Genomic DNA, 13,705 nt, shown 5'->3' with positions numbered 1-13,705 from the left:
TAAATAATAATTGGATACAGTTCTTTACATATTTGTGCTTTCAGTAGCAGTTATTTTTGCATCTATCTCTTATTTTATCAATAGTAGATTAGTAACTAAAACTGCATCGCAAGCTGTATTAAGAGTTTTTCTATTGTTTTTTATTTTTCACTGTAGTTATATTGCTATTAGTAAGTTTTTTTTTTCTGATAATACATTCTTGAGCTTAGGTTCACCCTTTATGGTTTTTTATGGTCCTTTTTTCCATATAACTCTGAATGCATTAAAAACGCAGGTTGACGGGTATAAAAAAAGAAATACGTTCATTATAATTCACTTTATACCAGCCTTGGTTTTTTCCTTTTTGTATATATATATACTGAATATAGGAGAGAGCAATATAGATATAAGCTTTTTGATTCATTATTATTTGGTCATGTATGTCTCTACTGGAGTGATTGTTTCTGGTTATGCTGTATATGGTTACATTGTGATTAATCAACTTAGTTTATCCTATAGATTTCGAGTGTTGATTATTCAGGTGATCTGGGTAATGCTCTTTATGTCTATTATGTTAGTGGGCTTGGTGACTTATAACGCTATTCCTAATAATGATTATGATATCGTTTATTTTGGAATGTTGTTTTTAGCTTTCTTTATTTTCCGATTTTATACTAAAAGGGTAAATAGTACAAGTAATAATGATGAAGTGTTTGTTGGCCAGATTAATCGAGATGTAATTCAGCATACTGATTCAGATGTATCTCCTTTAGTGGATGAAGGAAGTAAGTATGAAAAGTCTAAAGTGCCTGATGAGTTGCTTAATCAGTATCGCTCAAAGGTAGAAAAGGTATTAGTTGAAGATAAGATGTTTTTGGAAAGTGATTTTTCTATTGAAAGGTTAGAAGAAGAGACAGGAGTCAGTAAACATCACTTATCGCAGCTGTTTACTTTAAAGTATAACTCAAATTTCAAACCTTACCTGAATAAGTTGAGAATCAGTTATGCTATTGAGATTATTGCAAATACTAAAGAAGATATCAATATATCGGAACTGGGAGAGCAGTGTGGATTTAATTCAAGGACTTCTTTCTTTCGATCATTTAAAAAGAATACTGGTGTTTCACCATCAGATTATATAGATCAACATAAACAACAACAAAAGTAATTTTAATTTGAAACTTATAAGCCAATAGGTTTCTAAACCACATTCGAGCCACAGTACAGAGCCAAAGTACTGTGGCTTTTTTTATTGGTATTATGTGTACATACTATATTCTATTTTAGATATTCCAATTAGTAGTTTTAGGTATAATAAGAATATTTGTTAAAAGGATGTGTATACAAGGGGTCTTTTTTGGATAGGTTCTGTTAAGTAGTGTTTAAGTTGTTGTTATATAGTGTTTTATATGTGTTTCATTATGTTGGGAAGTATGTTTTTTAGGCATTTTGAAACCAAAAGTTAGTTTTTAAGGTAGATTTTTGTTGAGGTAATTAAGTACGAGTATTGTTTTGAAGAGGTCCTTGTACTTTATGCAATTAATAATTGAAAATAGATTATGAATAGAAAACTACTTATTAAAGTATTGATGCTTTTGGTGCTCTTCCTGGGGATGGGGAGTAGTACGTATGCTCAGTTTAAAGTGGAAGAAGATTTTAAAGGGAGTACTACTAAAAGACAGAATGTTGTTTTTAAAGGTAAAGCTTATTTAACAGCTTCTGAAAAGAATACAAGTGAATTTAAAGATATAGATGGTGATGGATGGCTTCGTTTAACAGAAGATGGAGGAAGTCAACATGGAGGAGTTATTATAGATGAAGCATTTGCTTCTAATAAAGGCGTTGTTCTTGACTTTGAATATAAAACTTGGAGAACCGTACCAGGAGATGATAAACCACCACATGGATGGGCATCACGTGGAGGTGATGGATTTACAGTATTCTTAATTAATGGTGCTATTTTAGGTGATAATGTAACATTAGGAGGTACAGGTCATCATTTAGGATATGGAGGAGATAATTCAGGACAATATGCTACTCCTTCTATTACAAGTGGATATTTAGGTTTAGGATTAGATGAGTATGGGAACTATATTTTTTCTGGAACTAATGGGTATTATAGTACAAATGGTATAAAGAATGGACAATGGATAACAGGTGATGCCATGGAGGAGATGCGTTATACTTTGAAAAATTCAGTAGGATTACGTGGAATGTCAAATCCGAATAATAATACTCCATTAATTGGCTTTACAACATTAAAGAAGAAAGGTTATGAAGTAGGATATCCATCTATATTAACTGATAGACCATCAGATGCAGTATTTTATCGTAGAGTGCAGATGGAGTTGTATAAATATGGTAACGGATATAGAGTAGAAGTTAGATGGATGCGTGAGAAAGGTGGAGCTTTTGAGCACCTATTTACTTCTGACTATACAGAAGCACCATTTGAAACACTTAAGATTGGTTTTGCAGCTTCTACAGGAAGTGCTGTAAACTATCATGAGATTAGAGGACTTTCTGTTTTTGTACCAGAGGGTGTAAAAGTAGAAAAAAGAGTAAATAAAGAAACTGTTGCTGTAGGAGATGACTTGGAGTATACTGTAGAGGTGAGAAACTTATCTCAGAGTGTATATAAAGGAATCGTATTGAATGATATTCTTGATAATTTAAAACCTTACTTTGAAATAGAGAGCATTACTTTTAAAAGCGAGTTAGGTTTAGCAGAAACTAAAGCAACGAACTTTACTACTTCATTAAAGAATCTAAAAGATATTAATATCAATTTGGGTAGTAGAGATGCAGCTGTATTTACTATTAAAGGTAAAGTAAAACAATTGCCGACTTCAGGTAAATTAAATAATACAGCTACTATTAATGTAGATGCATTAAACTTTACATCTGCTGAGGCTAAAGATCCAAGTAGATTAACTAGCTCTGTAGAAACTATGATTACTCCAGAGATCCCATGTGGATGTCCTGTAGGTGCTATAGAGTTAAAAAGTTCCAGTACAGCTCAATTATTAAATGCAGGAAGTATTTATTGTGTAAATGGATTTGTTTCTATAAAAGGAGGTTTAACTATAAAAGAAGGTGTAAAATTATATATTCAATCGGGAGCAAAATTATATGTTGATGGGCCATTTGTTCAAGAAGGTGGTGTAGTTTCGATATGTCCTTATGGAGGAATAGAAGTGAAAGGATCTGCTGATATAGGTAAGAATGCTAAAAAAGAAACAAAGTTTATTTTAAAGGATTATAGTTACTTCACAATGACAGGTTCTCTTACACAATATGAACCAGTGAGTGGACAAACAAATTTTGAGTTAGGAAATAGTTCTATTATTGAAATTTGTGGTACATATAAACAAGATGCAAAAGATTATCCTGTTCTAAAATATAATGGTGATTATAAGAACGCATACTTTATAGTAAAAGGAGATGCACAAGGTATTGATAATAATAGTAAGCTACGTAACTCGGATAACATTAATGTTGTTGCGATGTGGACGATGTCTAAGTTAGGATTAGATAAGAATAGTGCAAATTATTCTGGAGAAAAAGCTGATGGAAATAATAAGTATTTACCTAAAGGATATGATAATTCTAAATGTGGAGATTTAAGTTATATCAATAAATCGGAAGTTAAGTTTAAAAAAGAAGGTAAATATGTACAAGGAGATAGAAGTATGTATAATGAGAATTCTCAAGAGTACAAAGAAGCTTCTATGATAGGTGATATGATTAACTACACATTTACAGTGAAGAATACAGGTGGATATCCTAATGAAATCCGGACAATTAGTTAAGCAGCTTTATTAATATTTATTATTTGATTAAACTCATTGATTGTCTGGTAGTTTAAGTAGGAGTGTCTACGTTTTTTATTGTACCAGAGTTCTATATATTCAAAGACTTTAGCCTCCATTTGCTTTGTATTTAGTTGTAAATTTCCATAAATCATCTCCACTTTTAGGGATTTAAAGAAGCTTTCCGCTACGGCGTTATCCCAACAATTAGCCTTCCTACTCATGCTTCTAACAACATTAAAGGACTCTAAATAGTTAGCAAATTTATAGTTAGCATATTGTACTCCTTGGTCAGAATGGAAAATTAATCCGTCTTCAAAAGATCTGTTCTTTTTAGCCATTTTAAAGGCTGCTAAAGTGGTGTTTTCCGTTGACATATCTTTACTTAGACTCCATCCAATCACCTTTCTATCGAATAAATCTATTATTGTAGTTAGATAAATAAACCCTTCTTTTACAGCGATATAAGTAATGTCGGATACCCAAGCTTTCCCTGGTTTGGTTTGTGTAAATTCTCTATCTAAGATATTATCAACTACTAAATAATTGTGGTCAGAATCTGTGGTAATTCTATATCGTCGAGCTACTTTACTACGCAATCCTAACTCTTTCATGTACTTAGCTACTGTTGGCTTAGACACTTTATAACCTCGTGCGTTCAGTTCTATTGTAAGTCGAGGACTACCATAACGCTGTTTAAACTCGAAGTAAACTTCTGTAATAACTCGTTTTAGATCTGCTTTGGCTTGTTTGCTTTTATTAACAGGAGACCGTTTCCAATGATAATAACCACTTCTACTTACCTCTAAAACCTTACACATAATCCCAATCGGAAATTCATGTTCATGATTAAATATGAACAGGTAAATCATTTGCCGGTCTTTGAGAAAATGCCGATTGCTTTTTTTAATATTTCATGTTCTAATTCAACAGCTGCTAACTTCTTTTCTAACTCTTTTATTCTTTCTTGTTCTGGTGTAAGCTTTTGTTTACCATTGCCTGGAAAACTACCATCTCCAAACTCTTGAGCCTCTTTACACCATTTATATAACAAGGTGGCTCGAATTCCAAGTTCACGAGCTAATTCTGATTTGTTTGTTCTTTCCTTAGCCAGTTCAACGGCTTGCTTCTTAAAAGCTGAGTCGTAAGTCTTTCTAATTCTTTTCATAAGTCAAAGATAAGTTTTTATGCTTAACTCTTTGTCCAGACTAAGTTAGCAAGTCCAAGGTAATGTGGCTCTACACGATGTAAAAGTGAGTGATCCTAAATTACTAAATGTTACTCCTATCTTTAAATCAGGAGATATTAATAACAATAAGTTATTAGATGAAGGAGAGGAGTGGGTATACGAAGCTGTTTATTTTATCACACAAGAAGATATTGATAATGCAGAGAAAGTAAATCAGGCTACTGTTACGGCTTTGACAGATAGTAATAAAGTGATTAGTAAAATATCAGGAACAGATTATACAAATGAGAATCCTACAATAGTACCACTACCATTTGGAGCAGTAGATGATAACTTCTGTGATAATGAAGGAGATCAGTTTATTTCAGGATTCCATACAACTATTGTAAAAACTAAGTATGGTTTTGAGATTTTTGGAGAGAGAGGTATGCCTAATGGGACAAATCATGTATACAGTCCTTTAAGAATATTACCTAAGAACGGTTATGATTTTAAAGGTTCCCCTATGCTCGCAACAATGGGGACGTATAGTAACACAAAAACTCAAATGTTCTTATTAACCTCTAAAGGTCTATATGTATGGGGTACAGAAGGGACAGTAATTTCAACTGCTCTAACTAAGAATACTAGTTTTGGAGAAATTTCTTTACCTGCTAATGTAAAACCTAGAGATGTGGTTTATATGACAGCATCATATAATATACTTGTACTTAAGACTAAACAAGGAAAGTTATATACGATGGGAGCAGATTATCAGATGTATGGTGATGGAAGTTTAAGAGCAGATAATGAATGGCATATTGTTAAAAGAACAAATGGTTCTGAGTTAACAGATGTAAAGTTAGTACGTGTTCATAGTTATGGTGGTTTTGCTTTATTAAATGATGATTCATTCATTGCTTGGGGTAAGGAGAAATATGATGGACAGAATCCTGTTATCAAAAATAATAGCAATGCCATAAATGTAAAATCTCCATATAGTAATGGAGAGAAACCTAAAATGATTGCTGTTACAGGTAATGATAAACAGGCACCTAATTCAGTTAGTTATTTAGTATTAGGAAATAACGGAAAAGTATACTCAATAGGAGGAAATAATAACGGGCAGTTAGGAATAGGCGAATCAGGTAAGAGTAAGTTTAAAAATACTTGGCAAGTAGTTAAGAGTGATGCTAAAACTGAATTGTCAGACATAATCTTCATCACAGGAGCAGATAACTCATCACATGAAACAGCAGCAGGGGCTATTGATAGATATGGGAAGTTATACCTATGGGGGAAAAACGGAAGTAGTATGTTAGGTCAACCAGGAGATAGTGATGTGGTTTATGCATCTGTTCCTCAAGGGTTTTTAGATAAGAATGGTAAATTAGTTAATAAAGCTATCTATGTAGAGATAGGGGGGCATACTTCTATGTATATGGGAGAGAATTATAAGTTCTGTTATATAGGTCATAAGACAAATGGAAGTATGGGAGATGGTACTAGAAATAATAGTGCTGTAAGTAAATTCGATTGTGAGAATACTCCTCATATCTCTGAGATGTGTGCAAAGTTAACGATCGAACCAGAACCAGGATTATCTATTATTAAAGATGGAGAATATATTGGTAAAGGAACTGATAAAGCTATCAAACCAGGAGGAGTAATCAGATACACAATTAAAGTAACTAATACAGGAAATACCCTTCTAACAAATATAGAAGTAACAGATCCTAAGTTACCTGATTTTAAAGCTACAATAGCTTCTTTATTGCCTGGAGAACTAAAAGAGTTTAGTGTGAATACAGATTATGTAATAACGCAAGCAGATATTGAGAGAGGTGGAGTATTTAATCAAGCTGTTGGTAAAGGTAATATTCCTACAGGGCCAGTAACAGGTAAGTCGAAACCTACTATACCTGTTGATAAAGAAGATCCAAATTACCCTTTAGAAGATCCAGCTTATAAAGATTGTGAAACTTGTACAGTAACCATCTTAGAACAACAACCTTCTATCACATTAGTAAAAGTAGGAGTAGTAGATGAGGATGCTGATACATCAAAAGGGAATGGAGTAATCAACTATACGTTTACAATCACAAATACAGGTAACGTATCCTTGACTTTAAAAGATTTTAAAGATTCTAAGATACCAAAATTTACTCCAGTATTTACAGAAGGGCAAGGAACAGGAAGTTTAGAAGTTGGGAAAACTTGGACAGCAACTGCTACTTATACGATTACAGACACAGATGTAGATGCTGAGAAAGTTGAGAATAGAGCAGAAGTAACAGGAACAGCTCCAAAAGGAAAAACAACAACAGCGGAGTCAAAAGATGATAAAGGTTTTGATAAACCAACAATCACTCCAGTTGAAGGCGGTGGTCCATTAATGACAAATCCACACATTTATCACAAAGTACAATAATTAGACGTTAAAGACACAAAATATACAATTATGAAAAAAAGATTATTATCAGTTGCATTATTGATGGGAACTATGGCTGCTAATGCACAAGTAGGTATTGGTACTGCTATTCCAAATAAATCAGCAGAATTATTAATCCAATCTTCAAATAGAGGTTTGTTAATCCCTAATGTGGCATTGACTGACACTAAAGATAAGACTACTATTACAAACGGTAACGTACAGAGTTTATTAGTGTATGCTACTAAAGAACAAAAAGACATTACACCAGGTTATTACTATTGGGATGTAAACGTATGGAAACGTTTAACTGCAGATGCGGATATTCCTCAAATTGTAGTGAATGAGTTTGCAAAGATTCTAAAAATGGATGGTGATAAGGTAGCGAACTTAATTATCGATTTAGTAAAGAACAATGAGACATTGACTGTATTAGCTTTTGATAAAGCTACAGGTGCTTTAACGTATTCTGATGAGAAGAAAGCAGTTACTACTATAGATATTAAAGGAGCTGTTAAGTCATTTGAAACAGTAACAAGTATTACAAACAATGTAGATGCTGGGACACTTACATTCAAAGATGAAGCAGGTACAGAAAATGTGGTAAGTATTAAGGATCTTGTGAAGAAACATGAGACGATTACTACTTTAGTTCGTGAAGAGGCTGGTAAATATACATATACTAATGAAGCTGGTAAGGAATCTAAGATTACTGTTATTGGTGATATTACTGAGGTAATCAAAGGGAAAACAGATCAGGATCTATATAACGTATTAAAACAATTAGTAAACGTAGAACAAACGTTAACGAAATTGGTTTACAATGCTACGAGTAAAGAATTGGTTTACACTGATGAGCAAAACGCTACACATAATATAGATGTAGATGCATTAGTAAAAGAAAATCAGACATTAACTACTTTAAAAGGTGGAAATAATATTAAAGTTACAGAAGTTAAAGGTGCTAACTCTATTTCTTATACATTAGACGTACCTACAGCTACTGAAGATGTAGCTGGGGTTGTAAAACCAGGTAGTGGCTTAGATGTAGATGCAGACGGTAACTTAACAGTTAACTTAGAAACAGCATTAAACGGAAAAGACCTTACAGGTAATGATATTATCGTTGTTACTGATGGTAAAGGGGCTGTATTGAAAACAACTGCTTTAAGCGTTAACGAAAAAGCAATTAAGTTAGGAAACTTAGGAGGTACATTAAATATTTCACAACTTCAAAAAGGTAATGCAGGTGATGTTTTAGTAATAAATAAAGAGGGTAATGTAGTGTGGTCTGCTAAAGATGCTATTACTACGAATAGTTTAGTATTAAAGGGTACAGAGTTAACTTCTACAGTTAATGGAGTACCTGCTACACAAACATTAAAAGATAAATTAACTACTGAAATGCTTCAAAATGGTTCAGTTACAGCTGATAAATTAGGAGCAGATAAGAAAGACGAAGGTAAAGTACCTGTGGTGCAAGCTGATGGAACAGTAGTTTACCAAAATATTTCGTCTACTAATGTAGATGGTAAAGCATTAACGTCAGCTAATAACTTAATGACTGTATCTAATACAGCAGGAGTAGTATTAAAAGATGTTGTGTTGACAATTGACCAAACGAAGTTTGAGTTAAACAAAATTGGTGGTACACTTCAGTTGACTCAAATTGAAAAAGGTGAATCGGGTTCAGTATTAGTTACTGATAAAGATGGTACTGTGAAGTGGGTTAAAGAAGATGCTGCTATTATTAAAGATTTAGTAAAAGCTAACGAAACTGTTACTACTATCTTTGATAATGGTGATGGAACATTTACTTACTATAACGAATCTGACTATGGAAAAGATGGTAAGTTAAAGCCAGGCGCTAAAGGAGTTCCATTTAATGCTAATACGTTAAATGTTACTTCTATTGATGGTGTTTACACTTTTACTGATAAATCAGGGACAGAGTTAGCGAAGATAGATACTAATGCAGGAGCTATTACATTTAATGATAATACAACTCAATTAGGGGTAACAAATGTTCAAGGTGCGATAGAGAAGTTATTAGAAAAAATAACAACAGTAGAAGGAACTAAAGGAACATTAAGCTCTACAGATATTGTAGTAACTGAAGGAAAAGACGCTTTATTAAAGGATGTTACTTTAGAGATTGCAAAAGGAGCAGTTACAACTGAGAAGTTAGCGCCAGGTGCAGTAACACAAGATAAGTTATACGCAGGTACTAAAGATGCTGATGGAAAAGGTACACCTGCAGCGGAAGGAACTGTACCAGTAGCAAATGCAGATGGGACAGTGACATATCAGCAAGTTTCAGGCAAAGTTTTAAATGGTAAAGCACTTACTTCTGGATCGATTAAAGTATTTGGTGGAAGTCAAGCTTTGTTAGATGGTACAGTGATTGAAGTACAAGGTGGTACTGAAGATGGTCAAGTTTTAGTTACTAAAACAAAAGATATTGTAGTTGGTAAAGATGCTAATGGTGATAATATCATAGAAAAACATCAAGTTACAGAATGGGTTAATCCTAAGGATTTTGTATCAGGGACTGTAACAGCAAAGAATGGTGTTACTGTAGTAAATGATACAGAGGGAAATAGTGAGTTTAAATTAGGAGGTGCTTTAACAGAAAAAACAACTTTAACTACAGGAGTAGGAAGTGAACTTGCAATTCAAGGTTTAGAAGATGTTAAGAACAATCCAACTACTAATAATATTGTATTAACTGATCCTGCTACAGGAGAATTAAAACAAACTTCTGCTAAAAACTTGTTGGAAGATACGATTGCTAAAGGTGGTTCTACTGACGAGTTAAAAGCAAAATCATTAAGAGGAGAGGGAATCACTGTAACAGCAGGAGATACAGTAGGTAATTCATTAGAAGTAGTAAACGCTTTATTGAAAGATGTAATCTTAGGTATAGCAGATGGTGCTGTAACAACTGATAAATTAGGTGCTGGAGCAGTTACAACTGAAAAAATTGCAGCAGGTAAAGATGGTGAAGTTTTAGTAACCGTAAAAGAAGGTGATAGAATGATCACTAAATGGGTAAGTAAAACAGAAGCTACAACAAATAAATTAGAAGTTGTAGGTAATGAGTTAGTTTCTACAGTAAATGGGAAAGAAGCTAAAACAGATTTAACTCAAGCTATCACAACTCCAATGTTGAAAGATGGTGCTGTTACTTCTGAGAAATTAAATGCAGGGAAAGGTGACGATAATAGAGTAGCTGTTGCTGACAAAGATGGTAATGTTTCGTACAAAACTCAAAAAGAAGTAGTAGAAGGAAATACTTCTAATGAATTAACATTATCAGGAAATAGTTTAACAAGTACAGTAAATGGAAAATCATCAACTGTTACTTTAACAGATGCAAGTATTGTTTCTTCTAAAGGAATTAAAGGTACAGGTATTACTGTTGATGGGGGAGAAAACTCTACATTAAAAGATGTTACTCTTGCTATAACTCCTGGTACTGCAGGACAAGTAATGGTTACTGGAGATGATAATAAAACAACTTGGGTTAATCAAAACGATATCGTTAAGAATAATACTTCGAATGAGTTAACGTCAAAAGATAACACTATGACATCTAATGTTAATGGTGTTTCTAAAACAGCAACTATTATTAACTCTGTAGAGAATAAACTAAACAGAGATAATCAATTGATTACTGTAGTTAACGGAGTAGAAGGAGATGCACTTGATTTAACACCAGCTATCGAAGCTGGACAAAAAACAACATCAGTTAAAAATGGTTCTGATAAAGTAACAGTTGTTACAACAGGAGCTGGTACAAAAGATAAAAATACAGAGTATACTGTTGATGTTGATGAGGCTAAATTAAGCTTACAAAATATAGGAGGACAGGTTACTAATAACCAAATCCAAGGAGGAAATGAAGGAGATGTATTAGTAAGTACAACTGATGATAAAGGTAATCCTATTACTAAATGGGTAACTCAAAAGTCTATCGTTGATACAAATGAGAGTTTAACTGTATTAGGGTATGATATACCAACAAACGCTTTAAAGTACAAAGACGAAGAAGGTAAAGAGCATACTATCTCTTTAAATAACGGGAAGTTAGATTATGAAGCAGGGAAGAATGAATTAACTTACGTTAATACAAAAGGAGAAAGCAATACTTTAAAATTAAATAATACTGATTTATCTCTTAGTGCAGATAAGAAGACGTTGACTTATACTAATTCTCAAGGAGGCAAGCAGACAATTAATCTTGATACAGTAGTTACAGAGAATACTTCAAATACATTAAAATTAGAGGGTAATAAGTTAACAAGTACGGTTAATGGAAAGGATTCATTTGTAGAATTAACAGCTGATAATGTAGCTTCGACTAAAGGAATTACAGGTACAGGAATCACTGTAACAGGTGGAGCTAATGCTACATTAAAAGATGTGACTCTTGCAATTACTCCTGGTAAAGAAAATCAAGTAATGGTCACATCTAAAGAAGGTAAGGCTACTTGGGTTGATCAGAGTGCACTTACTAATATTACTTTAGGAGGTGATGTAACAGGTAATGCTGATAATACAACAATTTCTAAATTACAAGGAAAAGACTTAGTAACAGCTAATGTTGCTGAAGGAAATGTATTGGTATTCGAAGGTGGTCAATGGGTTACTAAAACACCAGCTGTAGATGCTTCAAATGTTGGAAACGGTAAGGCTTTATCTTCTACTGAGAACACAATTACAATCTCTGCTAATGGAGCAACATCATTGTTAAAAGATGTTCAGATTGACGTTGCAGATAATGCAATTACTTCTGCTAAAATTAAAGATGGAGCTGTAACAACGGATAAGATTACAGGAGGTAATAATGGACAAGTTCTTACAACAACTGTATCTACAGAAGGTAAGAAAACTGTAGAATGGAAAACTCCAGTAGTTGATATTACGAAAAAAGGGGATTTAACTTCTGAATCTAACCTATTAACTGTAGATAAAGGAAATGGAGTAGTTCTTCAAAATGTTTCTTTAACAGTGAATCAAGGTAACTTTGAGTTAAACCAAATAGGCGGTTCTCTAAATGTAAACCAAATTACAGCTGGTAACGACAACCAAGTATTGACAACTGTTGGTACAGGAAACAATGCAACTGTAGTTTGGAAAGACAAAGAAAAACCAGTAACTGTTACAGGTGGTAAAACGGAAACAGGTGATGTAGTGGTTAAGCCAGGAACAAATCCTAACGAATATGTAGTAGATGTAAAATCTGCAATGCCAAAAGTATTCTATATGCCTCCTGTAATGTTTGATACATCTAAAAAGCATAATGAAATACAAACAAGAAACTTATACGATGAGTATGTAGCTATGTTTGGTGGTACAGGAGCAGTAGTTGATACACCTATTTCAGGAGATAGACCTCCTATGGTTCAGTCTGATGCTAATGCAACTATTCCTGTATATAAGAAAGAAGATTTAAATTTCTTTGTACCATATTATGATCCAGCAGTGTTTTCTGATGTGAATGTAGATGCTAATGGTGTTTTAACTTACAAAGTAATCAAGAAAGCAAAATATGGAGCTTTCATGACAGTGGTATTTGTAGTAAAATAATAAACTTAAATAGCTGTGTTAGTTCTGTACTAACACAGTATTTAAAAACTGAAAACTATGCAATCAAAAAAAATATATAAATCAGTTGCCTTATTCGGTTTGGTATTGCCTGCTACAGTAGTAGCACAGCAGACTAAAGAGAAAGAAGTCTTCGTAAATAATGGAGTGATTTCAGTTGCGAATGGCGGGGTGATGTCAACACTGTATGATTTCGATAATACAGTGAATGGCAACATGAAGAATGATGGTATTGTTTATTATTATCAAAGTTTTAATAACGATAATTTATATCATCACAGTGAGAAGGAAAACAGTTCAACAGCTGTGTTTACTAAATTAGAAGGTAGTGGTAAACAAATCATCTCGGGAAGCAAGCCATCAGATTTCTATCATATTGTCTTAAATAACCCTGAGAAACAGGTTGCTTTTGATTTAAAGAATGAAGCGAATGTATACGGCTCAGTGGATTTTCAAGACGGGATAGTAAAAGTTGACTCCTTGCAAGGTATGCTTACTTTTCACCAAGGTGCTCAAGCGCTACAACCAAGTGATAAAAGTCACGCAGAGGGATTTGTAGAGAAGATCGGAAACGAAGAGTTTCAGTATCCAAAAGGAGACAAAGGCATGTACCGCTATGCGCGTATAAGTGCTCCAGAGGGAGAGAAGGATTCTTACCAAGGAAAATACAATACAGAGGATCACAACTTTTTCCGCGTTCGCTCT

General features: G+C 33.5%; 6 protein-coding genes and 1 pseudogene. 5 read left to right on the top strand and 2 right to left on the bottom strand.

The genetic code is table 11. The features are described 5' to 3' along the window. Positions 1–10: 10 nt before the first annotated feature. Both GJV76_RS12640 and GJV76_RS12635 read left to right on the top strand, forming a co-directional pair. The gene (locus tag GJV76_RS12640) at positions 11–1,147 is read left to right on the top strand and encodes a helix-turn-helix domain-containing protein (RefSeq protein WP_155092976.1); all 1,137 of its coding nucleotides are present in this window, start codon (positions 11–13) and stop codon (positions 1,145–1,147) included. A gap of 391 nt (positions 1,148–1,538) precedes the next feature. Continuing rightward, entirely contained in the window at positions 1,539–3,791 is a 2,253-nt protein-coding gene (locus GJV76_RS12635; protein ID WP_155092975.1) for a DUF11 domain-containing protein, read from the top strand. On the opposite strand, the gene GJV76_RS12630 is transcribed toward GJV76_RS12635, so the two are convergent. Further along, a complete protein-coding gene (locus tag GJV76_RS12630) occupies positions 3,788–4,663 on the bottom strand; it encodes an IS3 family transposase (RefSeq protein ID WP_230381554.1) in 876 nt (291 codons plus the stop codon). The genes GJV76_RS12635 and GJV76_RS12630 overlap by 4 nt on opposite strands. Next, positions 4,660–4,959 carry a transposase gene (locus GJV76_RS15950; protein ID WP_060873451.1) on the bottom strand — a complete coding sequence of 100 codons (300 nt, stop codon included), beginning with the start codon at positions 4,957–4,959 and terminating at the stop codon, positions 4,660–4,662. Before GJV76_RS15950 ends, GJV76_RS12630 begins: the two co-directional genes overlap by 4 nt. A gap of 64 nt (positions 4,960–5,023) precedes the next feature. Between GJV76_RS15950 and GJV76_RS16140 the strand changes: the two genes are divergently transcribed. The 3 genes and pseudogenes from GJV76_RS16140 to GJV76_RS12615 form a co-directional block, all read left to right on the top strand. Further along, positions 5,024–7,390 (top strand): DUF7507 domain-containing protein, encoded by a 2,367-nt coding sequence (locus GJV76_RS16140; protein ID WP_455429738.1) that lies wholly within the window; start codon positions 5,024–5,026, stop codon positions 7,388–7,390. Positions 7,391–7,420: 30 nt separating this feature from the next. Then, positions 7,421–12,982: a beta strand repeat-containing protein gene (locus GJV76_RS12620; RefSeq protein ID WP_155092973.1), complete on the top strand. Its 5,562-nt coding sequence runs from the start codon at positions 7,421–7,423 to the stop codon at positions 12,980–12,982. A 57-nt stretch (positions 12,983–13,039) separates the two neighbouring features. After that, positions 13,040–13,705, top strand: a pseudogene (locus GJV76_RS12615) (gliding motility-associated C-terminal domain-containing protein); the annotation flags it as partial.

Origin of the sequence: Myroides albus (assembly GCF_009711045.1) — a bacterium.
Lineage (GTDB): Bacteria > Bacteroidota > Bacteroidia > Flavobacteriales > Flavobacteriaceae > Flavobacterium > Flavobacterium album_A.
The sequence above is the reverse complement of the archived record's forward strand: the minus strand, read 5'-3'. Positions and strand labels throughout refer to the sequence as shown.

Bases quoted from the DNA above. Each gene is read 5' to 3' on its own strand.
- GJV76_RS12630 (WP_230381554.1), bottom strand. From the start codon at position 4,663: ATGATTTACCTGTTCATATTTAATCATGAACATGAATTTCCGATTGGG.
- GJV76_RS15950 (WP_060873451.1), bottom strand. From the start codon at position 4,959: ATGAAAAGAATTAGAAAGACTTACGACTCAGCTTTTAAGAAGCAAGCC.
- GJV76_RS12620 (WP_155092973.1), top strand. From the start codon at position 7,421: ATGAAAAAAAGATTATTATCAGTTGCATTATTGATGGGAACTATGGCT.
- GJV76_RS12635 (WP_155092975.1), top strand. From the start codon at position 1,539: ATGAATAGAAAACTACTTATTAAAGTATTGATGCTTTTGGTGCTCTTC.